Origin of the sequence: Caulobacter sp. ErkDOM-C (assembly GCF_048541825.1) — a bacterium.
Taxonomy (GTDB): Bacteria; Pseudomonadota; Alphaproteobacteria; order Caulobacterales; family Caulobacteraceae; genus Caulobacter.
This window is the reverse complement of sequence record NZ_CP183332.1, coordinates 546,447-566,793: the sequence shown is the minus strand read 5'-3', so window position 1 is coordinate 566,793 and position 20,347 is coordinate 546,447. Positions and strand designations below refer to the sequence as shown.

24 protein-coding genes and 1 pseudogene are annotated in these 20,347 nt (G+C 67.5%); 9 read left to right on the top strand and 16 right to left on the bottom strand.

The genetic code is table 11. From position 1 onward, the window contains the following. Positions 1-2 precede the first annotated feature (2 nt). The 5 genes from ACN2C8_RS02710 to ACN2C8_RS02690 form a co-directional block, all read right to left on the bottom strand. Positions 3-1,634 carry a type II and III secretion system protein family protein gene (locus ACN2C8_RS02710; RefSeq protein ID WP_419254291.1) on the bottom strand — a complete coding sequence of 544 codons (1,632 nt, stop codon included), beginning with the start codon at positions 1,632-1,634 and terminating at the stop codon, positions 3-5. Positions 1,635-1,645: 11 nt separating this feature from the next. Further along, positions 1,646-2,542: a Flp pilus assembly protein CpaB gene (gene cpaB / locus ACN2C8_RS02705; RefSeq protein ID WP_419254290.1), complete on the bottom strand. Its 897-nt coding sequence runs from the start codon at positions 2,540-2,542 to the stop codon at positions 1,646-1,648. Positions 2,543-2,747: 205 nt separating this feature from the next. Beyond that, entirely contained in the window at positions 2,748-3,260 is a 513-nt protein-coding gene (locus ACN2C8_RS02700) for an A24 family peptidase (protein WP_419254289.1), read from the bottom strand. Between the two features lie 144 nt (positions 3,261-3,404). Then, on the bottom strand, positions 3,405-3,587 hold the full coding sequence (locus ACN2C8_RS02695; RefSeq protein WP_419254288.1) for a Flp family type IVb pilin: 183 nt from the start codon (positions 3,585-3,587) through the stop codon (positions 3,405-3,407). 177 nt (positions 3,588-3,764) lie between these two features. Further along, the gene (locus ACN2C8_RS02690) at positions 3,765-3,947 is read right to left on the bottom strand and encodes a Flp family type IVb pilin (RefSeq protein WP_419254287.1); all 183 of its coding nucleotides are present in this window, start codon (positions 3,945-3,947) and stop codon (positions 3,765-3,767) included. A 318-nt stretch (positions 3,948-4,265) separates the two neighbouring features. Between ACN2C8_RS02690 and ACN2C8_RS02685 the strand changes: the two genes are divergently transcribed. The 3 genes from ACN2C8_RS02685 to ACN2C8_RS02675 all read left to right on the top strand — a co-directional run bounded on the left by ACN2C8_RS02685 (position 4,266) and on the right by ACN2C8_RS02675 (position 5,912). Further along, positions 4,266-4,649, top strand: coding sequence for a pilus assembly protein N-terminal domain-containing protein (locus ACN2C8_RS02685; protein WP_419254286.1), 384 nt, complete (start codon positions 4,266-4,268; stop codon positions 4,647-4,649). A gap of 109 nt (positions 4,650-4,758) precedes the next feature. Continuing rightward, complete coding sequence (locus ACN2C8_RS02680; protein WP_419254285.1) at positions 4,759-5,358, top strand: TadE/TadG family type IV pilus assembly protein; 600 nt, start codon at positions 4,759-4,761, stop codon at positions 5,356-5,358. Next, complete coding sequence (locus ACN2C8_RS02675; protein WP_419254284.1) at positions 5,343-5,912, top strand: TadE/TadG family type IV pilus assembly protein; 570 nt, start codon at positions 5,343-5,345, stop codon at positions 5,910-5,912. The genes ACN2C8_RS02680 and ACN2C8_RS02675 overlap by 16 nt, the downstream gene beginning before the upstream one ends. A gap of 16 nt (positions 5,913-5,928) precedes the next feature. Here the strand turns inward: ACN2C8_RS02675 and ACN2C8_RS02670 are convergent, their stop codons facing one another. From ACN2C8_RS02670 to ACN2C8_RS02650, 5 genes are all read right to left on the bottom strand, one after another. After that, a complete protein-coding gene (locus ACN2C8_RS02670) occupies positions 5,929-6,693 on the bottom strand; it encodes an aminotransferase class IV (RefSeq protein WP_419254283.1) in 765 nt (254 codons plus the stop codon). Further along, a complete protein-coding gene (gene pabB / locus ACN2C8_RS02665) occupies positions 6,690-8,042 on the bottom strand; it encodes an aminodeoxychorismate synthase, component I (RefSeq protein ID WP_419254282.1) in 1,353 nt (450 codons plus the stop codon). Before pabB ends, ACN2C8_RS02670 begins: the two co-directional genes overlap by 4 nt. 43 nt (positions 8,043-8,085) lie before the next feature. Beyond that, positions 8,086-8,583 (bottom strand): DUF1579 domain-containing protein, encoded by a 498-nt coding sequence (locus tag ACN2C8_RS02660; protein WP_419254280.1) that lies wholly within the window; start codon positions 8,581-8,583, stop codon positions 8,086-8,088. 66 nt (positions 8,584-8,649) lie between these two features. After that, positions 8,650-10,110: an MFS transporter gene (locus tag ACN2C8_RS02655; RefSeq protein WP_419254278.1), complete on the bottom strand. Its 1,461-nt coding sequence runs from the start codon at positions 10,108-10,110 to the stop codon at positions 8,650-8,652. Between the two features lie 85 nt (positions 10,111-10,195). Continuing rightward, the gene (locus tag ACN2C8_RS02650) at positions 10,196-10,969 is read right to left on the bottom strand and encodes a tyrosine-protein phosphatase (protein ID WP_419254276.1); all 774 of its coding nucleotides are present in this window, start codon (positions 10,967-10,969) and stop codon (positions 10,196-10,198) included. 75 nt (positions 10,970-11,044) lie between these two features. On the opposite strand from ACN2C8_RS02650, the gene ACN2C8_RS02645 reads away from it, so the two are divergent. Continuing rightward, positions 11,045-11,794: an alpha/beta fold hydrolase gene (locus ACN2C8_RS02645; RefSeq protein ID WP_419254275.1), complete on the top strand. Its 750-nt coding sequence runs from the start codon at positions 11,045-11,047 to the stop codon at positions 11,792-11,794. 6 nt (positions 11,795-11,800) lie between these two features. Here ACN2C8_RS02645 and ACN2C8_RS02640 read toward each other — a convergent pair whose 3' ends face one another. Beyond that, a complete protein-coding gene (locus ACN2C8_RS02640; RefSeq protein WP_419254273.1) occupies positions 11,801-12,892 on the bottom strand; it encodes an acyltransferase family protein in 1,092 nt (363 codons plus the stop codon). A gap of 167 nt (positions 12,893-13,059) precedes the next feature. On the opposite strand from ACN2C8_RS02640, the gene ygiD reads away from it, so the two are divergent. Next, positions 13,060-13,830, top strand: coding sequence for a 4,5-DOPA dioxygenase extradiol (gene ygiD / locus ACN2C8_RS02635; RefSeq protein ID WP_419254271.1), 771 nt, complete (start codon positions 13,060-13,062; stop codon positions 13,828-13,830). A 67-nt stretch (positions 13,831-13,897) separates the two neighbouring features. Here ygiD and ACN2C8_RS02630 read toward each other — a convergent pair whose 3' ends face one another. Beyond that, positions 13,898-14,332, bottom strand: a complete 435-nt coding sequence (locus tag ACN2C8_RS02630; RefSeq protein WP_419254270.1) for a DUF4345 family protein — start codon at positions 14,330-14,332, stop codon at positions 13,898-13,900. 43 nt (positions 14,333-14,375) lie between these two features. Then, positions 14,376-14,765 carry a c-type cytochrome gene (locus ACN2C8_RS02625; protein WP_419254268.1) on the bottom strand — a complete coding sequence of 130 codons (390 nt, stop codon included), beginning with the start codon at positions 14,763-14,765 and terminating at the stop codon, positions 14,376-14,378. Positions 14,766-14,898: 133 nt separating this feature from the next. On the opposite strand from ACN2C8_RS02625, the gene ACN2C8_RS02620 reads away from it, so the two are divergent. Then, positions 14,899-15,471: a TetR/AcrR family transcriptional regulator gene (locus ACN2C8_RS02620; protein ID WP_419255796.1), complete on the top strand. Its 573-nt coding sequence runs from the start codon at positions 14,899-14,901 to the stop codon at positions 15,469-15,471. A 52-nt stretch (positions 15,472-15,523) separates the two neighbouring features. Next, on the top strand, positions 15,524-16,171 hold the full coding sequence (locus ACN2C8_RS02615; protein ID WP_419254266.1) for a DsbA family oxidoreductase: 648 nt from the start codon (positions 15,524-15,526) through the stop codon (positions 16,169-16,171). Between the two features lie 3 nt (positions 16,172-16,174). Here the strand turns inward: ACN2C8_RS02615 and ACN2C8_RS02610 are convergent, their stop codons facing one another. Both ACN2C8_RS02610 and ACN2C8_RS02605 read right to left on the bottom strand, forming a co-directional pair. Beyond that, positions 16,175-17,869, bottom strand: a complete 1,695-nt coding sequence (locus ACN2C8_RS02610) for an alpha/beta fold hydrolase (RefSeq protein WP_419254264.1) — start codon at positions 17,867-17,869, stop codon at positions 16,175-16,177. A 98-nt stretch (positions 17,870-17,967) separates the two neighbouring features. Then, positions 17,968-18,666 carry a DJ-1/PfpI family protein gene (locus tag ACN2C8_RS02605; RefSeq protein WP_419254262.1) on the bottom strand — a complete coding sequence of 233 codons (699 nt, stop codon included), beginning with the start codon at positions 18,664-18,666 and terminating at the stop codon, positions 17,968-17,970. A 78-nt stretch (positions 18,667-18,744) separates the two neighbouring features. Here ACN2C8_RS02605 and ACN2C8_RS02600 point away from each other — a divergent pair, with 78 nt between their 5' ends. After that, entirely contained in the window at positions 18,745-19,686 is a 942-nt protein-coding gene (locus tag ACN2C8_RS02600; protein WP_419254260.1) for a GlxA family transcriptional regulator, read from the top strand. Between the two features lie 45 nt (positions 19,687-19,731). After that, positions 19,732-19,896, top strand: a pseudogene (locus ACN2C8_RS02595) (hypothetical protein); the annotation flags it as partial. A 20-nt stretch (positions 19,897-19,916) separates the two neighbouring features. Here the strand turns inward: ACN2C8_RS02595 and ACN2C8_RS02590 are convergent. After that, positions 19,917-20,345, bottom strand: a complete 429-nt coding sequence (locus ACN2C8_RS02590; RefSeq protein ID WP_419254258.1) for a c-type cytochrome — start codon at positions 20,343-20,345, stop codon at positions 19,917-19,919. Positions 20,346-20,347: the final 2 nt, after the last annotated feature.

The following is a 20,347-nucleotide window of genomic DNA, read 5'->3' as shown; positions in this document are numbered from 1 at the left end:
CCTCACTCGATCACATAGCCGACGGGGCCCTGATAGGCGCGCCCCGCATTGGCGCCGGCCGGCGCCTTGACCACCTTGTTGAGCCGCCCCAGCAGGGTCGTGCTCATGTCACCCGCGAACCTCAGACCGTCGGCCGGGGTCTGCAGATTCTGGGGCCGGGTGGGATCGACGATGTAGGGGGTGATGATGATCACCAGTTCGGTTTCGCCGTTCAGGTAGTCGCGCGAGCGGAACAGCGCGCCCAGCACCGGCATGTTGGTCATGCCCGGGATCGCGTCGATGGTCTGCTTGGTGGTCTGCTGCAGCAGGCCGGCGATCATAAGCGACCCGCCCGAGGGCAGTTCGACCGTGGTCTCGGCCCGGCGGACCGTAAGGCCCGGGACGGTCAGAACGCTGGAGCCCGAACCGCTGGACACCGAATAGGCCCCCAGACTTGAAAGCTCTGAGACTTCGGTGGACAGTTTCAGCGAGATGCGGCCGCCCGACAGGACGACCGGAGTATAGCCCAGGCCGACGCCATAGGGCTTGAACTCGATGGTGATCTTGCCGGTGGCGTCCTGGCCCGTGGGCACCGGGAACTCACCGCCGGCCAGGAATTTGCCTGACTCGCCCGACAGCACGGTCAGGTTGGGCTCGGCCAGGGTGCGGATCAGGCCGACGCGCTCGAACGCCTGGATCATCCCCTTGGCGGAGTTGAGGCCTGGAGCGCCCGCCGTATTGCTGATTGTCGCGGCGTCGGAGTTGCCGCCGTCGCGCACAACCACAGGGCACAGGGCGCCGGCCGCCCATCCAGGACCGACGCAGGGCTGCTGCATGATCGGCTGCTTTGTCGTGTCCAGCTTGTATCCGCCGGTTATCCCGCCCAGGAGGCTGCCATTGACCCCGAAGGTCGGCGACAGTCCAAAGCTGTACTGCGTCTCGCCCAGTTGGCCGAGCACAGCGTTCAGGTCGACGCCCAGCTGCTTGATGACGTTGCGCTGCACCTCGACGATGCGCACTTCCAGCATCACCTGGTCCTTGCCGGCGATGCTGAGCATATTCAGCACCTTTTCCGGCGAGGACACGAACTGGGCGGCGATCCGCGAGGCCTTTTCGGAGTCGGCAGCGTTCATCACCACGCCGGTGAGAATGACGCTGTCCTTCAACGGCACGACCTGCACAGAGCCTGTCGGCAGTACGCCGCGCAGGGTGGTGGACAGCAGGCTGATGTCCTGGGCGACGCGGATGTTCAGCTGCAGGATCTTGCGGCCCGCAGCGTCGAAGAACACCGCGTCGGTCGCGCCAGAGGTCATGCCCAGCACATAGATCCGGCGCGGGCTGCGCAGCACCGCGTCGGCCACCAGCGGATTGGTGACCAGCATGTCGCGCACGTCGACCGGAAGCTCGATGATCGCCGACTTGCCCAGCGGCAGGTCGAGAACGCGAGCGCCGGCGCCGGCGGTCAGGTCGATGCTCAGCACCTGCTCGGCGGCGGGCGGCGCGATCGGCGTGACCGCGACCGGTTGTGGGCGAACGACGCGCGGCGCGGGCCGATAGGTGTGAGAGCCGCCGACAGGGCCGTCAGCCAGCACGGAGCTGGTCGAACTGAGCGCCAGAAGCCCGGCGATGTGCGCGGTCAGGACCCGACGGATCATGGGGGAGCGGCTCATGGGCGCACCGAGGTGTTGGTGGTCAGGCCACCACGATTGATGCGGATCACCGAGTCCTCCGGGGCCTTGCGCGCAACACCGCCGACGACGCCCGAGGGACCGCCCAGATCGGTATAGGCGCGCAGGGCCAGGGTCACCGGGCCTGTCGCCTTGGCCCGGGTCAGGGCCTCGGCGTCGGCGGGGCTGACCTCGATGGTCGCGGTGGCCGCGACGATCGACTTGGCGTCTTTCTCGGCTGCGGTGCTCTGGTCCAGAGCCAGAACGCGGACGTTCTGCAGGATGGTCTCGGCGATCGTCACCTTGCTGCCGCCGCCATCAGCATCCGGGGACAGGGTGTCGCGGGTCTGCAGCACATCCACCCGGTCGCCGGGCAGGATGAAGCCGCCGACGGCGGTCTCGGAGGTGACGGGCACGGCCATGGCGCGCTTGCCGGGCGACAGCACGACCGACAGATAGCCGCCGTCGCCGCCGCGCACAATCTTGCGGGGGGTAATGGGTTCGCCGGTCAGGATCGGGTCGCGCACGATCGCGCCCTCGACAGCCTTGGACGGGTCGACGCCGCCGATCATGTCATTAGCGGCATTGGTGACGGCGGCCCTGGCCTTGTCCACGCCCTCAGGGTTGGGCGAGGCGGCGCCGTTGGTGATGAAAGCAGCGTTGACGGCCTCGGTCGGCCAGGCCTGCCAGGTGACGTCTTCTCCGGTCAGTCGCGCGCCGATGGCCAGGTCGCGCTTGGCGACCAGAACCTGGGTCATGGGTCGGCCCGCGACGGGTGCGGCAACGGCCGAGGGCGCGGCGGCGGGCTTTCCACCCAGCGCGCGCTGCATCACCACGGCCAGGCCGATGGCCGAAATGGCGGCGACCAGGACGATCAGGAGGCGAACAGGATTCATTGCGCAGTCACAGGCTTTCGCGACGAGAAGCGAGGTTTCGCGAGCTGCCGCCCTTCAGGACTGCGCGCACGATTCGTCAGACAGCCTTTCTGGCCAAGGTCATGCTCGCCCGCGCATGGTTAACACCGGCTAAAGTTTTGGCTCCCCGAGTCGATATGCCCGCTGTGACAGGCTGACGCGGAACGGGCCCAAGGCGCCCGTGGGCTCAGCCGAGAATGGCGGTGGCCAGGGCGCCTTGCGGGAAAGTCGCCAGGGCGCCGACCGCGATGGCCACGCCATAGGGAATGTCGCCACCCTGCGCGCCCAGCTTGCGCAGCCAGGACGGGCTGCCGGCCAGCACAGGCTCCAGCCAGCCCGAGCGAAGAGCCAGGATGGCCATGGTCAGAGCGCCGCCCGCCAGACCTGTCGACAGCATGAAGGGGAAGGTCGCCGGCCAGCCGATCCACAGGGCGCTGGCCGCAAATAGCTTGGCGTCGCCGCCGCCGATCCAGCCGGCCGCGAACATGCCCATTCCCAGCAGCAGCGCGCCAAACCCTGTCGCCAGGCAAAGGCCGATGGCCGGCAGTGACGCGCCGCTGACGGCTGCGGCCGGGACGAAGGCCACGACCAGGGCCAGCGAGATCCAGTTGGGAATAGTATAGCTGGTGACGTCCTTGAGGGCGGCCACGATGACCAGGGCCGGAAAGATCAGCAGCAGCGGGATCTGGAGAGCGTGCATCGCAAGGCGCCTTGTGTGACGCCCCATTCTGGGACGATCAGGTGAAGCAATGGTTTCCCCCACATGCGGAAAAGGCCGCGACGAAACCGTCGCGGCCTTCCCGTTTTCGAGGCAGTGCGTCGGCCCGTTTGGGCCACCGCGCCTTTAGCTGGCCGAGTTGGCCGTGCTGACCTTGGTGCCGACGTTCGTGAACGTGGTCTTCAGGTTGGTGCCCAGGGTGGTGACAGCGGTCACGATCACAACGGCGATCAGGGCGACGATCAGACCATATTCAATGGCCGTGGCGCCGGATTCGTCGTTCAGGAAAGTCTTGATGAAGCTGGTCATTCTAAATTCTCCAGTGTTGAAACTTGTGAGTTTGATATTACGCAAATTGGGTAAATCAATTGTATTCAAAGAACGGTATTTTTCGAGAAATATAGTTTTTCATTCGAAAAATAGACAAAGAAAAAGGGTCGGAACACGGGTTCCGACCCTTCTTTTTTCGAGGCCTGAAGCCAGGTCTTAGCTAGCCGAGTTGGCCGTGCTGACCTTGGTGCCGACGTTCGTGAACGTGGTCTTCAGGTTGGTGCCCAGGGTCGTGACGGCGGTCACGATGACGACGGCGATCAGAGCAACGATCAGACCGTATTCGATGGCCGTGGCGCCGGATTCGTCGTTCAGGAAGCGGGTGAAGAACTTCGTCATGACTTGATCTCCTAAATCATCGTTGGTTGATGTTGAGGTTTTCAAGCCGTTTTGACTTGCTCACCCCCGAAAACACGATCAATTTCGCCCACCTCACTTAATGGCCAGTAAACGTGGCAATAGTTTCCGCTGTTTTTCTTTTGGTTTATTTGTATTTACTATTACTTACTCTTAACCACACCTGCCAGAACTGGGCTCAAAGCCTTTTGAATCAACGGTTTCGGGAACGGTCACGTTGTCGCGGAGGAGGTGGATTTAGTCTTTTGTTGACCATTCAAAGTCAGTCTGACCGGGCTCGGATATCGAACTGGAACCGTCATGCGCCGCCTTTCGCTCGCTCTCGCCGCTGTCTTCGCTCTTGCGGGCGCCTCGGCGCGTGCTGAAAGTCTCTCGGTTCCCGCCGGCGAGATCGCGCGCATCGGTCTGTCTGGCGCTGTGCGCGACGTGGTGGTCGGCGATCCGCTGGTCGCCGATGTCAGCGTCATCAACGAGCGCACCCTGGTGATCCTCGGCAAGCGGGCCGGCGTCACCACCGTGATGGCCTTCGACGCCGCCGGCCGCCCTCTGGCCGAACGCCAGGTGATTGTCTCCGACAGCAGCGCCGGCGTGACCGTCTATCGCGGCGCCGCCAATGTCGGGACCTATGCCTGCGGCGTGCAATGCACCCGTGTTGCGCCCACCTCCGCAGTCAGCGTCCCCTAAGAAGAGTCCCGCGCGCGCGTGAGAGCGCGTCTAAACGACTGATTAGGGGCGGGAAGCCTAGACTGCCCTGACCGTCGCCTCCGACGGCTTCGAACCGGACCCAAAGCGTATGGCGCCTGTCGCCCGCCTCAAACGCCTCCAAGGTTGCGCTGGTCTGCTGGCCAGGGCTCGCGCCAGGGCGAGGCTGTTTGCGCGCGCGCGCCGCGGCGCGGTAACGGTCGAGTTCGCCTTCGTCTCCATTCCCTTCCTGCTGCTGATCTTCGCGATCATCGAGCTTGGACTGGTGTTCCTGGTCGCGATCACCCTGGAAAACGCCGTGATCGACGTCGGCCGCACCATCCGCACCGGCGAGGTCCAGACGGCCGGCCGAACCGCCGCCGCCTTCAAGACCGCCGTCTGCACCGAGATGAGCTGGCTGGGCTCGGCCTGCAGCACGGCCCTCAGCCTGGACGTGCGCACCTTCGCCGGCTTCTCGGCCTCGGGCGTGGTGCTGACCGCCGCCAAGCCGAACACGCCCTGCTGGGATCCAGGCGGCCCGGGCTCGATCGTCCTGATCCGCGCCTACTACAACTGGCCCCTGGTCACGCCCCTGCTGCAGACCGGCCTGCAGACCGCGAACGGCAAGCGCATGCTGACGGCCGCGACGGCCTTTTCGAACGAGCCTTATTCTGACACTCCGGCGGCGGCGGTCACATGCCCCATCAACTGACCCCCCCGTCCCAAAAGCGCCTGAAGGGCTTCTGGCGCGACCGTCGTGGGGTCTCCGCCGTCGAGTTCGCCCTCATCGCGCCGGTGCTGGTGATCTTCTATTGCGGCATGGCCGAACTGACCCAGTCCATGATGGCCCAGCGACGCCTCAGCAACATCGCCTCATCGATCGGCGACCTGGTCGCCCAGAGCGCCCAGCTGAACGACGCTCGCCGCGACGACATCTTCACAATCGGCAACACGATCATGGCGCCGTTCCCGACCACGACCCTGCGGATGTGTCTGGTCAGCATCACGTCTGACGCGACGGGCAAGGACACGGTCGCCTGGTCGGAGAACCGCAACAGCCACGCCAACTGCCCGGCCAAGGACACGGTGCTGGGCTCTACCGTGATCCCGGTCGGCGTGCTGCCCGCCAGCCAGAGCGTGATCATGGCCAAGGCCAGCTATGGCTATACCTCGCCGATCAAGTTTATCCTGCCCTCAACCCTGAACTTCTACCGCACCTTCTATCTGCGGCCCCGCAAGAGCGAGACCGTTCTGCGGGTCAACTGACGCTTTTCCCGCCCCGCTATGCGGGTGAGAAGAAGACGGCCCTGAGCCGCTCGGCAAGCGGGTGCGGCGCGAAGATCCGCCCATCCAGCCGCGAGACCGGCCGCACGCCGATCAGGCTGTTGGTGAGGAAGACCCCATCGGCGCCGGCCAGTCGCGCGCCGTCGGCGGCGATCTCCAGCGCCTCGATCTCCCACGACCTTGCCGCAGCCAGCACACGCGCCCGGGTAATCCCGGCCAGCACGCCGCACTCCAGGGCCGGGGTCAGCAGTCGCTCGCCCTCGATCCAGAACAGGTTGGCCGCCGCCGCGCAGGCCAGATGGCCGGCATTGTTCAGCATCACCGCCTCGTCGGCTCCCGCCGACCGGGCCTGCGCGCGGGCCAGCACATTGTCGAGATAGGCCAGGCTCTTGAGCCGAGACGCCGGCGAGCCCTCGTTGCGGCGGGTCTGGGCGATGATCAGGGTCACGGGCGTTTCGATGGGCGCAGCCAGGGCGGCGGTCGCCCTCAGGCGCGGGACGATCGGCTCCGGACGATCCAGGCCTCGCCCCCCGGAGCCGGCCGTCACCGTCAGACGCACGGCCGCACGGCCCGCAGGTGGCGGCGCGGCGAGGCATAGGGCCCGCGCCGTCTGGCGATCCAGATCCGGCAGACCCAGCACCGCGCAGCCGGCCGCCAGACGGTCCAGATGCGCCTCGATCATCGGGATCGCGCCGTCCAGCGCCAGCATGGTCTCGAACAGGCCATCGCCCAGCAGCAGGCCGCGATCGTCCAGCGGGATCATCCGGTCATCTCCGTCAGGGGTTGGGTCAGGGCCCTCTTGAGGGCGGCGATCTTAGTCTCGGTTTCCAGCCGCTCGGCCTGCGGATCACTGTCGGCGACGATACCCGCCCCCGCCCGCGCCTCGAGCGTCCAGCCATCGCTGTCGCGCTCCAGCCCCACGGTCCTGATCAGCACGCTGGAATCGAAGCTGCCGTCGAACCCCGCCCAGAACAGCGAGCCGCAATAGGGGCCGCGCGGCGGCTCCAGCTGAGCGATGACCTTCATGGCCTGGACCTTGGGCGCGCCGGTGATCGAGCCCGGCGGGAAGCTGGCCCGCAGCAGGTCAGCGATGGTGAGGCCCGGGGCCAGGCGCCCGATCACCGTCGAGACCAGATGGTGCACATTGACGAAGGTCTCGACCCCGAACAGCGCCGGGACCTTCACGCTGCCGGGCGGGCTGACACGGGCCAGATCGTTGCGCATCAGGTCGACGATCATCAGGTTCTCGGCCCGATCCTTGGCGCTGGCCGACAGCTCGGCGATCATCACCGCATCCTCGGCCGGCGTCGCGCCGCGCCGCCGGGTGCCCTTGATCGGCTTGGTCTCGATGGCCCCGTCCGCGCCCGACACCTTCAGGAACCGCTCGGGCGAATTGGAGACCAGCGCCCTGCCCTCCAGCCGCCAATAGGCCGAGAACGGCGCCGGACTCTGGGCGCGCAGGCGGGTGAACAGGTCGAACGGATCAACGCCGTCCGCCAGCCGCCCGGTCCAGGCGCGGGCGATATTGGCCTGAAAGATCTCGCCGGCATGGATGCGGGCCACCACATCGGCGACGGCGGCTTCATAGACTGCGCCGTCGGTGGCGGTCAGGGCCGCGCACAGCGGCCCTTCGACCGGCGAGCGCGCATCGACGGGAGCGTCCAGCCAGGTCAGGGCCGCTGCCGCCCGCTCGCCGGCCTGTGCGTCGGTATCGCCTCGCCCGACGGCGACGACGCGGCTCGCCTGATGGTCGAAGGCCAGCAGGGCGCTGTAGCGGGCGCAGGTCAGGTCCGGCCAGCCGGTCCGGCCAAGGCCCAGGCGCTCGACCCGCTCACCCAGCTCATAGGTTCCCAGACCCACCACCCCGCCCTGAAACGGCGGCCCCTCCGGATCGACGGGCAGGCGCGGGCCGATCAGGGCGCTCAGGGCCTCGAACGGGTCGCGGGGGTCGGCGGCGTCCAGGGTCAGCACCGCCTCGGGCGCGCGCAGCAGATAGGACCAACGCTCGCCGCCGCCCGACAGCAGGGCGCAGGCGTGCGGCTCGTCCTGGAACGGCTGCAGGGCCCGGACCGGCTCGCGCCAGGGGGCGGTTAGGAGAGCGACGCGGTACATGGCTGGGTTGATACACCATCCCTGCCGTACAGGGAGGGGTCGCTCAGGCCCGTTCGAAGGCCATCGTCCAGTTGGTCTCCCAGCTCACCCCGGCGTCGGGCGAGAATGCCTGTTCCCAGCGGCAGTGATCTGCGTCATCGACGAACCAGCGGAAACGCACCCGGACCGGTCGACCGTCCAGCATATCGTCGCCAAAGAACTCACCTGCGCCATCGACAAACTGGCCGATCATCGGCGCATCCGCCGTGGCCGTGCGGGCGTCGATCCAGTGGATGGTCCAGACGGCCCGGCCCGGATCGAACAACCGCAGCGTAACGGCCTGGTAGGTCCCGGCCGGCAGGTTCAGCACGTTCTCGTCGATATTGCCCAGACCCGACAGGATCTTGCGCGTCTCCGTGGTCCCGTGGAAATCCTGCCAGTGGTCTGAACCCACCAGCCGCCCGACGAGGCGATGGTGCGACACCCGCCAACGGCCGGTAAAGAAATCGAAGTCGCCCCGGCCGTCGGCAACGGCCGTGTTTGTGGACAGTGCGCTGAGCATGGCGTCTCCCTTTAACGGGGAGCGTATAGACTGCGCGGGCGTCAGGCGGTGTCAGCAGTCTGCGCCTCAAGCCTCGCGCTCGCCGCCCTTGACGAAGAACAGGCCCAGCGCGCCCAGCAGCAACAGACCCACGATCGGCACGAAGCCCGCCACCTGGCTCTGGAAGATCCGGGTCGCCAGGGCCACCAGCAGCGAGCCCAGCCAAACCGTCGCCGTGCCCGAAAGGGCGAACAGACCAAAGAAGGCGGCGATGCGGTCGGGCGGCGCAAGACGCACCAGCAGGGTGCGGCTGGAAGCATATTGCGCGGTGACGAACACCGCGATCAGCATGCCCAGGCCCAGATACAGAACCTCGGGCAGGGTGCGAAACAGCGGGCCATTCCACAGCGGCCCATGGGCGGCGGCGTCATAGCTCCAGAAATAGAGGATCCGGTCGCGACCCATGCCCAAGGCGCTGATCAGCACGATCAGGCAGCCGAAGATCTCCAGTTGCACGGCGCGTCGCGGCCCCAGGGTCTTGTCCAGCCACGGCGCCAGGAAGCCGCCCAGCACGCCGAAGATCGACAGGCAAATGCCATAGGCCAGCATCTCCAGCTCGCCCCAGCCCATCAGGCCGGCGGCGAACAGGCCGCTGAACACCAGCAGGGCCGTCATGCCGTCGCAATACAGCATCCGCGTTCCCAGGAACGTCGCGACGTCGCGGTGGCCCTTGAGGTTGCTGAGGGTGTCGAGCAGCAGCCGCGCGCCGTGGCGCAGGCTGGCCACCATCGACAGGCCGGTGCGCGGCGCGTCGCGCGTCCACAGCAGGAACGGGATCGCGCCCAGCAGCATCACGCCGGCCGCCATCGGTCCCGACAGGCGGGCCGGCTCGTGGTTGGAGGTGGGCAGGCCAAACAGCGGCGCGGCCGGCACGCCGGGCCAGTCCACCGCGCCGGGCAGGACGAAGGCCCACATCATGAAGATCAGCAGGCTCACCGACAGGCCGTTGGCCATGGCGTAGCCCAGCCCCGAAACCAGCGGCTCCTGCCCCGGCTCAGCGGCCCGCGACAGCAGCGAGTTGTTGAGCACGTCGCCCCAGTTATACGACACACCCAGCACGATCAGGACGAGGCCGACCAGGGCCACCGACGGTCCATCGTTCGGCTGGGCCAGCCACAGCAGCATCAGCAGCGGCAGCATGATGGCCAGAATGCCGATCATGAACGGTTTGCGCGGGCCATAGCGCTCGATCGAGGCGCCCAGCAGCGGGGCGGTGAGCGCCGTCAGCAAACCAAAGGCGGTGGCGATGTCGGCCATGGTCGCCTGACCCTTGACCGGATCGCCGACCAGCACCCGCGAGAAATAGGGTGCGAAGATGTAGATGGTGATCAGGACGACATAGGCGTCGCGCGACCCCTGATGGAAGATCCAGCTGAGCGCGCCTTTTGACAGACCCTTGGCCGCCCCTGGGGGCCTTTCGCTCTGGATCAGACCGCCGTCCGACGCAACGTCCGCCAAGCCCGGCGGCGTGCCTGTGGTCTCGTTCATACCCTACCCTAATGAGAGCGCCGTCTTGTGCGGTCGCTTGGGTGGAGCGTGGCGTTTAAACGCGCGTTTGTCACCTACCAAGCTGTCAGAGCAGGATGTGCGCCCGCACGGCTTCGCGCATTTCGGCGTCCAGGCCTACGGCCTGTTCCAGATAGCCGTCCAGCGAGCCGTGCTGGTCCTTGATCGCGGCGAAGGCGGCGGCCAGGTACTGGGCCTCGACGCCCATGGCGGCGCGCATGGCGGCCTCGGTGGGTGTGCGGCCGGTCATCTCGTGGATGATTTCCATGAACCTGGGGCCGCGGCGCTCGAAACGGGCGGGGTCATTGGTCAGCAGATAGTCGTCGATGACGTCATCGTCCGACACGCCGGCCACATGATGAGTCAGGGCCGCCAGTATGCCCGTGCGGTCCTTGCCGGCGGCGCAGTGGATCAGCACCGGCCCGCGGGCCTGCGCCAAGGCCTGGAAGTATCGCGAGAACAGATCCAGGTGCCGTTCCTTGAACGGCGCGCGCTGATAGTACTCGACCATATAGGCCTGGATCGAGCCCGGCGAGAGATCCGAGCTTTTCAGGAACTCATGCCAGGGGTCCGGGCCGGTCGCGCCAAGTTCGTTGTCGATCACCTCGGCCGAGAAACCGATCCAGCGCCGCGACGGCGACCGCTCGCGCTCGTTGGGACGGCGCAGGTCGACCAGGGTGACGATGTTCAGGGCCGCCAGGGCGTCCAGGTCAGCGTCGGTGGCTTCGGCCTGGTGGGCGGCGCGGTAAAGCACGCCCTTCTTAAGTCGGCCAAGACCAGCGGCGTAGTCGCCATAGTCGCGGAGGTTTTCGATGCCTTGCAGCGGGATCAGACGGGTCATGCTCGGGTGTTAGCGCGCCAGGATGACGTTGGCGAGACGCTGGACGCCCCGCGTCGCGCCTGAAAAGATCGTCCCATGACCAATCCGCACCGCTTCAAGAGCTTCGACGGCGTCGAGATCGCCTGGCGCACCCTGGGCGAGGGCCGGCCCACCCTGATGCTGCATGGCTTCCTGGCCAATGCCGAGTTCAACTGGTTTGCGCCCGGTATCGCCGCCGCCGTGGCCGCCACGGGCCGCCAGGTCATTGCGCCGGACCTGCGCGGGCATGGCCACTCCGCCGCGCCCGTCGCGCCGGCGGCGTGGCCCGCCGACGTCCTGGCCGCCGACCAGGAGGCGTTGATCGCCCATCTGGGTCTGACAGATTACGATCTCGTCGGCTATTCGCTGGGCGCACGGACGGCAGTGAGGCTGCTGACCCGCGGCGCCCGACCGGCGAAACTGGTGCTCGGCGGCATGGGTGATAGCGGCCTGATGGCGGCCGGCGCACGGGCGGCCATGTTCGAGGACTCGATCCGCCACGGCGAGGCCGCCAAAGATCCGCGCGCAGGCCGGCGGGTGCAGGCGATGATGGCGGCCAGCGGCCTGGTCCCCGAGGCGATGCTGGGCGTGCTGACCTCGTTTGTGGCCACGTCCGAGGCGCAGCTGCGCGCCCTTGACCTGCCGACCCTGGTGATCGCCGGTGTCGCCGACGACGACAATGGCTCGGCCGAGGGTCTTGCGGCGATGATGGGCAACGCGCGGGCGGTGCGCGTGCCCGGGGATCATCTCAGCGCGGTGATGGAGCCGGCCCTGGCGGCGCAGATCGCGAGCTTTCTAACAGCCTGAAACTGGCTACCGCCTCAACCACGGCGCCAGCCGGTCCTGCACCGGCTGGTCCACATAGGTGTGGAACAGCCACGCCGCGCCGTAGGCCAGGGGGAAGCCAGCCAGCCACATCAGCCACTGCCAGCCGATGCCGATCGGCACGGTGTCGATCAGCTTGTGGACAGCGCTCCAGTAGATCACCCCGACGAAGATGTGGGTGATGAACAGGGCGAAGGACAGCTTGGCGCCCTCCTCGATCCAGGCGTTGGGTCGCTGCACCGGCAGACGGCCGGCCCCCAGGATGATGCAGGCAATGGCGGCCAGGCTGGGCAGGTCGAACCACAGCACGTTGGGCAGGGCGTAGCGGTCCAGGGTCTGCCAGGCGACCAGCATGGCCACGCCGCCATACAGCAGGACCCGGGCCGCCTTTTCCGACGGCCAGTCCATCTCGACGGCGCGAGCCAGGCACACGCCCAGAATGAACAGCGGCAGGGCCCGCACGACCCCGAACTGGAACCGCAGGTCGGCCAGGGCCTGGTCGAAGCCGAAGCGGGCGATCAGTTCGAAGGCGATGATGATGGCCACGCCCACCAGCGGCAGGATCACCGCGTGGCGCACCTTGTCGGCCGCCCGCCACATGAAGGGGAAGATCGCGTAGCAGACGATCAGGGCCGACAGCGACCAGCTGGGCAGGTTCCAGCCGTCGCTGGGAAAGCCCCAGGCGTGAACCAGCAGGGCCTGGACCGGCAGCTGGTCCCAGGCGAAGCGACTGGGCTTGTGGGCGTCGGTGCCGATGGCGTTGAGGACCAGCACCAGCGCCGCCATGGCCGCCAGCACCATCAGGTGCCCGGGCCAGACGCGGGCGGCGCGGCGCAGCCAGAAGCGGGCCGGCGTGATCTTCCCCGACAGGGTCGAGGCGCCATAGGCCCGGCCCAGCACATAGCCCGAGAGGATCAGGAAGAAATCGGTCGCCAGAAAGCCGCGCGAGAACACCTGGTGGAAGCGCTCGATCCGCATCGGGCTCTCGGCCCCATAGTGGTAGAGTACGATCAGCAGCGAGGCCAGGAAGCGCAGGAAGTCGAGGGCGCCGCCCCGGACGGCGCGGCGGGCGCGGGCCATCACCGGGGTCTGGACCGGGGTAGATGCATCGGGGGGCGAAGCGGAACTGGGCACCCCTTGGCCTTAACAAAGCCGGCCGCGCGGGAAAAGCCATCGCGTCACGTCATCTTGCGGCGAGACGGCGCGACGCCTATCTGCAACTTATACTGTTTCCGAAAGACTTCACCATGACCCGCATGCCCGCCCTGTTCGTCGGCCACGGCTCGCCGATGAACGCCATCGAGGACAACGCCTGGAGCCGCGCCTGGGGTCAGATGGGCCGCGACCTGCCCCGTCCGCGCGCCATCGCCATGGTCAGCGCCCACTGGGAGACGCAGGGCGCCACCGCCGTCAGCGCCTCGGCGGCGCCGGAGACCATCCACGATTTCGGCGGCTTTCCGCAGGCCCTGTTCGACGTACAATACCGCGCGCCGGGCGATCCGGTCCTGGCCGCGCGGGTCGGCGAGATCCTGTCGCCAGACCCGGTGGTCCAGCATCCCACGCGCGGCCTCGACCACGGCGCCTGGGGGGTGCTGAGGCCGATGTATCCGGACGCCGACATTCCGGTGGTGCAGATCAGCCTGGATCGCGGCCGCTCCAATCGCTGGCACTACGAGGCCGGCCGTCGCCTCGCGGCCCTGCGTGACGAAGGCGTGCTGCTGATGGGCAGCGGCGACATCGTCCACAACCTGCGCGCCGCCGATTTCCGCCGGCCGCAAGCCCCCGACTGGGCCGAGCGCTTCAACGACACCGCCAAGGCCCTGATCCTGGCCGGCGATCACGACCCGCTGATCGATTGGGAAAGCCTGGGCCCCGACGCCGAGGCGTCGATCAACAGCGCCGAACACTATCTGCCGCTGCTGTATGTGCTGGGCGCTCAGGATGCGGGCGAGCCCGTCAGTTTCTTCACCGACGACGTCTTCGCGGCGATCTCGATGACGGGGATCAAGGTCGGTTGAACGCGAACAACGCCCGTGCCGGGGGAGCACGAGCGTTGCGCTTTCAGGGACGCCTGCCTCCCAGACCTTACAATGCGGGACGGGCGATTCGCGTGCTCCACCACAGCAGAAGCGGCATCAGGATCACCTCGGCGAGAAAGGAGCCCAGAATGTCGGGCCCGAACTGGACGTCGAACCGAAGGGCGCTGAACCGCGCCAGCCCGCCGATGATCGTCAGAACCAGCGCTGTCTGAATGGCCGGTTTGAGCGACCGCAGGTTCCAGGCCCCGGCCAGAAACAGCAGACCCACCCCCAGCCACAGTCCCCCCAGAAACCGCACGTGACTGTCGTGGGCCGCATAGGCCTCGGCGTGGACAGCGGCAACGAAGTCGGTCGGCCCTTGCAGCCCCAGGGTGGCGATGCCGCCCAGGGCGACATTGGCGCCCGTCCACAAGGCCACGAGGCCAAGGAGGAAAATCGCGGTCCGAAAGGCGCGTTCGCTGAGGGTCAGATGATTTTGCATGAGGGGGTCCTGCGGCGGGCCAATGCCCAGAGGGAGGCGGTCGCTAGCGCGAGACGCTGCGGAGATAGGCGATCAGGGCGTGACGATCTTCGGCAGACTTCACCGTGGCTGTCATCCGCGTTCCGGGCGCCAGTCGCGACGGCGCCGTCAGCCACTGATCCAGCGTTTGCTCGGACCAGACGAGACCCGAACGGGCCAGGCTCGAAGAATAGCCAAAGTTGCCCAGGCTGCCCGCCGGGCGCCCGACCACGCCCCGCAACGACGGTCCCGACCTGTTGCCGTCCAGGGCGTGGCAGCCGCCGCACCGAAACATGAATTGCGTCCTGCCCCGTTGAACGGATGCGGCGGCGCTCGCGTCCTCGTCCAAAACGGGGGAGGCAGCTGCTAGGGTGACGGCAAGGCACAGCCAGGCCACGACGACGATCGGTTTCATACGGTCTTGCCTATTATTTATAACGCGTGATAAATAATAATCAGCGAAGGAAGTCAAGTCTGTGAGTCTGGACAAGGGAGCCGTGAGCGCGCGCCGAGGCCGACCGGCGCGGAGCGGTGGCGACATCGTGGCGATGCGGAAAAAGGTGGCCAAGGCCGCCGCGCAACTGTTTCGCGATGAGGGCTACGCCTCTGTGTCCATGCGGCGGCTGGCCAAGGAGGTCGGCTGCACGCCGATGACCCTCTATGCCTATTTCGCCAGCAAGGCCGACATCCTCAGCCATCTCTGGGAAGGGATCTATGACGAGGTGTTCGCCGAGTTGAGCGCCCTGGCAGGGTCGATCGACAACCCCGCCGATCGCCTCACCGCTGTCGCCGCCCACTATGTCGGCTACTGGGTCGGGAACCCGGAGCGATACAGACTGGTGTTCCTGACCGAAGGCGTCAGCCAGGCTGAGGTCAGCAACTTTCTGGAGTCCTCCACCGCCGTCGGCCACTACCAGCTGTTCTTTGGTCTGGTGCGTGACGTCCTGGGCAAGCAGAGCGACGCTGACCTGAAGCCCCGGAGCGAAGCCCTGCTCTGCAGCCTGCTGGGGATAGCCCACAGCCATGTGACCATTTCCGGCTACCCTTGGTGCGCGCCGGACGTCCTGACCCGGGAAATCGTCAGGGCCCTGATGACGCCGTCAGGTCGGAAAGACCCCTAGGCGGGTCCGCGCCCGCGCCTATATCTGAAGCCTACCTGCCAGGACCCCGCCCATGACCAAGCCCCTGAAGATCGATTTCGTCTCCGACGTGTCCTGCCCCTGGTGCATCGTCGGCCTGGGCGGGCTGGAGACGGCGCTGGAGCGCGTGGGGGATCTGGTCGAGGCAGAGATCCATTTCCAGCCCTTCGAGCTCAATCCCAACATGCCGCCCGAAGGTCAGAACATCGTCGAGCATATCGGCGAGAAATATGGCGCGACGCCGGAGCAGTCGGCCGCCAACCGCAGGGCCATTCACGAGCGGGCAGCCTCGGTGGGCTTCACGATGAAGACCAGCGAGACCAGCCGGATCTACAACACCTTCGACGCCCACCGCCTGCTGCACTGGGCCGGCATAGTGGGCGGCCAGAAGGCCCTGAAGCGCGCGCTGTTCGACGCCTATTTCACCGATGGCCTCAGCCCCGCCGACCATGAGGTGCTGGTGGCGACCGCGCAAAAGGCCGGCCTGGATGGCGCGGCGGCCCGCGAGGTTCTGAGCTCGGGCCAGTATACCCAGGAGGTGCGCGACGCCGAGCGCGCCTGGCACACGGCGGGCATCAGCTCGGTCCCCGCCGTGATCATCAATGACCGCTACCTGATCTCGGGCGGCCAGCCGGCGGAGTATTTCGAGAAGGCCCTCCGCCAGATCGCCGCCGAGGCCTGAGCCCTACACTACCTGGGTCGCCGTCCCCGCCACCATGTACCAGGTTAGCAGCAGGCCGCAGATCACGCTCGCCGTCGCATAGCCGCCGGTGCGCTTCCAGGTGAAGACGCCGATCACCGCCATCAGGGCCGTCAGCGGCAGGAACTGAATGGCCACCACGGTCGACAGCGGGTCGAAGGCCGTGGGCAGGCGGCCGGTCAGGAACAGCGCGCCATAGTCCAGGGCCAGCAGCAGGGCAAAGCCCCCGCTCAGCGCCAGCACGGCGCTGGCATAGCGGGCCAGGTTGCTCTCGCCGGCCACCGGGATGCGGGCCAGCAAGGTGCGCAGGGTGACGCCAAAGGCCAGGGTCAGGGGCAGCACATAGACCAGCACCTGATCCGCCTGGCCCAGGCTGAGACGCTTGAGCGCCACGACCCAGAAGCGGAAATCGACCAGGAACAGGCGATGGACCAGCTCCAGGGCGCCATAGATCACGCCCACGCTGAGGATGCCGATCAGCACAGACAGTCGCAGGGAACGGCTGAACGCGGGCTTGTCGCGCTTGCCTAGGGCAGCCAGGCCCAGGGTGATCAGGGCGGTTAGCACGGCCCAGGTCAGCACCTGGTTGGTGATCCCCTGCTTGAGGATGGCATTGGGCGGCAGGGCGACCATGCCCAGGATGAAGAACGGGAAATAGGTCAGGGCCGGCAGCAGGGCGGTGATCGCGACGCCGCGCCACCAGCCGCCGTCACGGCGGGCGACGGTGGGCTGGATCGGCTGACGCAGACGCGCAAACAGCGGCAGGGTCAGCAGCGCCTGGAACGTCCCCAGCAGCAGCACGACGGCGCCGATCAGGGCGACGCCCGTGCCCGCTTCCTTCCACATCCAGATCTGGTCGCTGGCCGGGCGCGGCGTTCCGCCTTTCAGGGTCAGGGCGAACCAGTCCAGCGCGTGGCCGATGGCGGCGGGCGAGATGTGGTCGCCGGGATGGGTGGTGGCGGGGGTGTTGAGCACCCGGGCGGTTCCGTCGGCGATCGAGCCATAGACCTTGCCCGGCTGGACCGGCGCCGTCGTCCCGAACACGGCCTGCAGCTTGGCGCTGCCGGTCACGTCCTTGGCCCGATCGACGCCCCACATCAGCTTGGAGAACTCGTCATACTGGCTGAACACCAGGGCCAGGTTACGCGGCCAGACCGGCGTGCCGTCCGCCGCGAACGGCTTGCCGGTCGAGGAGCCCTCCAGCACCATGGCCCTGTAGGCGTCCGGCATGGTCGCGGCCGCAGCCAGCACCGTCCAGCCGCCCATGCTGTGGCCTTCCAGGCCGATATTGGCGGGATCAACGGTCGGCAGGCTGCGCAGATACTTCAGGCCATCGGGACCACCAAAGCCGTTCGAGAACGCCGCCCCGCCGCTATAGCCGTGACCGGTCTGGTCCAGGGCCAGCACCACATAGCCGCGCCGGGCGAACTCGATGGCGAAGCCGCTCTGGGTCTCGCGGGAATTGATATAGCCGTGCACGGCCAGCACGCCGGGGGCCGGCGTCGCTGGGGTGGCGTTGAGGGGCGTGTAGAGCAGCCCGCTCATCGGCGTGCCGCCCGTTCCGGCGAAGGTCACTTCCGTGACCTTGATCCCGCCCGCCGTCTGGACCTTCCAGGCCAGCGCGCTTCCGCCCAAAACCAGGACCAAGCCCAGCACGAACAACAGCCATGGCTTGCGCATGACATCCCCTCCCCCGCGCCGGTCGTTCGCCGGCTTTGGGGGGGAGCCTAGAGGAGGTGTGGGAACCTGGATATCCCCACACCTATAAGGAGAAGGATTTAAACCAGCGCTCCGGCCTTCTCGGCCGCCGCCCGACGCTCGTCCATGCCTTTGCCGTACATGCGCTGAACCTGCTCCAGCACCTTGGCCGGCGCGGTTTCCGGCCGTCCCGAATTGAACGGCGGCGCGGGGGCGTACTCGACGCCCAGCTGGATGGCCTGGGCGACGTCCTCGCCGGCGATCTCGGCGGCGATGGTCAGGGCGAAATCGATCCCGGCCGTGACGCCGCCACCGGTGAACACATTGCCGTCGCGCACCACGCGGGCCGGATCGGGGATCGCGCCGAACAACGACAGCTGATCGCGCCACGCCCAGTGGCAAGCCGCGCGCTTGCCTTTCAGCAGCCCCGCCGCGCCCAGCACCAGCGAGCCCGTGCAGACCGAGGTCACATAGCGCGCGCCCGCAGCCAGACGGCGGATCTCGTCGAGGAAGGCCGGATTGGCCATGGCCTGGGTGGTCCCGAAGCCGCCTGGCACCACCAGCACATCGCACGCCTCGACATCAGTCAGGCGCGGCAGGTGCGCGAAGATCAGGCCGTCGGCCTCGATCTCGCCCCCCGCCAGGCAGGCGACCGTGACTTTCGCGCCGGGAAGGCGGCACAGGATCTGGTGAGGCCCGGTGAAATCCAGGTGGGTAACGCCCGGAAACAGGGCGAAAACGATTTTGAGGGGCTGGGTCTTGGGCTGGGGCTGGGTCATCGACGCCTCCGTGATTGACGCCGCATCATCCCGCGCCTAGCGTCTGGCTGAAATGACATAATTCCCTCGGAATCCGCCATGACCCGCTCTATCGGCTTTCTGGTCTATCCGGACTTCCAGCTCCTGGACGCCACGGGCCCGATCGCGACGTTCGAGATCGCCGCGCGGTTCTCGCCAGGGGCTTACCGCCTGGTCTTCCTGTCCCGCGACGGCGGCATGATCGCCAGCTCGTCGGGCATGGCCGTCGCCACCACCGCCCTGGCTGACGCGCCGCCGCTGGACACCCTGATCGTTTCGGGCGGCGACGGGGTGCATGGGCCCGCGATCTGTGAGGCTACCCTGGCCTATGTGCGTGACACCGCCAAGACGGCCCGCCGCGTCGCCAGCGTCTGTTCGGGAACCTACATCCTGGCGCAGGCCGGCCTGCTGGACGGCAAGCGCGCCACCACCCACTGGAGCCGGACGAAAGACATCCAGAAGCGCTATCCGGCCATCAAGCTCGAGCCCGACAGGATCTTCGTCCAGGACGGCATGATCTGGAGCTCGGCCGGCATCACCGCCGGTATCGACCTGTCCCTGGCCCTGATCGGCGCCGACGAGGGCGAGCCCGTGGCCCGCCGGGTGGCCCAGCAGCTGGTGGTCTATCACCGCCGCCCCGGCGGCCAGTCGCAGTTCTCGGCGCTGATCGACCTGAAGGCCGGGCGCTTCGACGCCGTCATGGCCTGGGCCCGCGAGAACCTGGCCGAGAGCCTCAGCGTCGAACAGCTGGCCGACCGCGCCGCCATGAGCCCGCGCAACTTCGCCCGCCTGTTCGCCGCCGAGACCGGCGTCACCCCGGCCAAGGCGGTCGAGCGCCTGCGCGTCGAGGCCGCCCGCGCCCTGCTGGACAGCCAGCCGCTGCAGGTCGAGGACGTGGCCCTGGAGACCGGCTTTGGTGATCCGGAACGCATGCGCCGCGCCTTCATCCGGGCGTTCGGTCAGCCGCCCCAGTCGCTGCGACGCACGGCGAAGGCGGGATGAGCGGATCGACATTCAGGATCGCGACGGCGGCCGATCTCTTAAACTCCGTCATTCCCGCCCTTGTGGCGGGAACCTCTCTGCCCGCCGCAGGTGCGGGAGGGGCGGACCGCTAGCGGTCCGCTTGCGTCTCACCTACCAGCTGAACCAGGGGTTCCCGCCACAAGGGCGGGAATGACGGTGAACAAAGGACAATGGTCGGCTGAATGTCGATGAGGTCTAGGCGGGCGAGCCTAGTGCCCGCCACCCCGCGCCGGGTGCGGGATCCTGGCGACATCCGCCGCCGTCACCGGCTTGGGGTAGGCGTTGCCGAAACTGGTGCGGATATAGGTCACCACCTGCGCGATCTGCGCATCGTCCAGCGGCCCCGCCAGGCTGGGCATGCCGCCCTTGCCCATGACGATGGCCGAGATCGGATAGGCCGCCCCGGCCAGGCGCGGATTGGACGCCAGGGCCGGGATGGTCCCCGCGCCCACGCCGCCCTTGGCGTCGGCCATGTGGCAGGCCTGGCAGACGGCCTCATAGACCTGCTGGCCCGTGACCGGTTTGGCGACGCGAACCACGCCGCCGCCGGTATCGCCGCCCGCGGGGGTCTGGGCGAGAGCGGGCGCGGCGATGGCCAGAAGGCCGACGATGATCGCGGAGGAAAAACGAACGGTCATGC

Bases quoted from the DNA above. Each gene is read 5' to 3' on its own strand.
- ACN2C8_RS02710 (WP_419254291.1), bottom strand. From the start codon at position 1,634: ATGATCCGTCGGGTCCTGACCGCGCACATCGCCGGGCTTCTGGCGCTC.
- cpaB (WP_419254290.1), bottom strand. From the start codon at position 2,542: ATGAATCCTGTTCGCCTCCTGATCGTCCTGGTCGCCGCCATTTCGGCC.
- ACN2C8_RS02700 (WP_419254289.1), bottom strand. From the start codon at position 3,260: ATGCACGCTCTCCAGATCCCGCTGCTGCTGATCTTTCCGGCCCTGGTC.
- ACN2C8_RS02695 (WP_419254288.1), bottom strand. From the start codon at position 3,587: ATGACCAGCTTCATCAAGACTTTCCTGAACGACGAATCCGGCGCCACG.
- ACN2C8_RS02690 (WP_419254287.1), bottom strand. From the start codon at position 3,947: ATGACGAAGTTCTTCACCCGCTTCCTGAACGACGAATCCGGCGCCACG.
- ACN2C8_RS02685 (WP_419254286.1), top strand. From the start codon at position 4,266: ATGCGCCGCCTTTCGCTCGCTCTCGCCGCTGTCTTCGCTCTTGCGGGC.
- ACN2C8_RS02680 (WP_419254285.1), top strand. From the start codon at position 4,759: ATGGCGCCTGTCGCCCGCCTCAAACGCCTCCAAGGTTGCGCTGGTCTG.
- ACN2C8_RS02675 (WP_419254284.1), top strand. From the start codon at position 5,343: ATGCCCCATCAACTGACCCCCCCGTCCCAAAAGCGCCTGAAGGGCTTC.
- ACN2C8_RS02670 (WP_419254283.1), bottom strand. From the start codon at position 6,693: ATGATCCCGCTGGACGATCGCGGCCTGCTGCTGGGCGATGGCCTGTTC.
- pabB (WP_419254282.1), bottom strand. From the start codon at position 8,042: ATGTACCGCGTCGCTCTCCTAACCGCCCCCTGGCGCGAGCCGGTCCGG.
- ACN2C8_RS02660 (WP_419254280.1), bottom strand. From the start codon at position 8,583: ATGCTCAGCGCACTGTCCACAAACACGGCCGTTGCCGACGGCCGGGGC.
- ACN2C8_RS02655 (WP_419254278.1), bottom strand. From the start codon at position 10,110: ATGAACGAGACCACAGGCACGCCGCCGGGCTTGGCGGACGTTGCGTCG.
- ACN2C8_RS02650 (WP_419254276.1), bottom strand. From the start codon at position 10,969: ATGACCCGTCTGATCCCGCTGCAAGGCATCGAAAACCTCCGCGACTAT.
- ACN2C8_RS02645 (WP_419254275.1), top strand. From the start codon at position 11,045: ATGACCAATCCGCACCGCTTCAAGAGCTTCGACGGCGTCGAGATCGCC.
- ACN2C8_RS02640 (WP_419254273.1), bottom strand. From the start codon at position 12,892: ATGGCCCGCGCCCGCCGCGCCGTCCGGGGCGGCGCCCTCGACTTCCTG.
- ygiD (WP_419254271.1), top strand. From the start codon at position 13,060: ATGACCCGCATGCCCGCCCTGTTCGTCGGCCACGGCTCGCCGATGAAC.
- ACN2C8_RS02630 (WP_419254270.1), bottom strand. From the start codon at position 14,332: ATGCAAAATCATCTGACCCTCAGCGAACGCGCCTTTCGGACCGCGATT.
- ACN2C8_RS02625 (WP_419254268.1), bottom strand. From the start codon at position 14,765: ATGAAACCGATCGTCGTCGTGGCCTGGCTGTGCCTTGCCGTCACCCTA.
- ACN2C8_RS02620 (WP_419255796.1), top strand. From the start codon at position 14,899: ATGCGGAAAAAGGTGGCCAAGGCCGCCGCGCAACTGTTTCGCGATGAG.
- ACN2C8_RS02615 (WP_419254266.1), top strand. From the start codon at position 15,524: ATGACCAAGCCCCTGAAGATCGATTTCGTCTCCGACGTGTCCTGCCCC.
- ACN2C8_RS02610 (WP_419254264.1), bottom strand. From the start codon at position 17,869: ATGCGCAAGCCATGGCTGTTGTTCGTGCTGGGCTTGGTCCTGGTTTTG.
- ACN2C8_RS02605 (WP_419254262.1), bottom strand. From the start codon at position 18,666: ATGACCCAGCCCCAGCCCAAGACCCAGCCCCTCAAAATCGTTTTCGCC.
- ACN2C8_RS02600 (WP_419254260.1), top strand. From the start codon at position 18,745: ATGACCCGCTCTATCGGCTTTCTGGTCTATCCGGACTTCCAGCTCCTG.
- ACN2C8_RS02590 (WP_419254258.1), bottom strand. From the start codon at position 20,345: ATGACCGTTCGTTTTTCCTCCGCGATCATCGTCGGCCTTCTGGCCATC.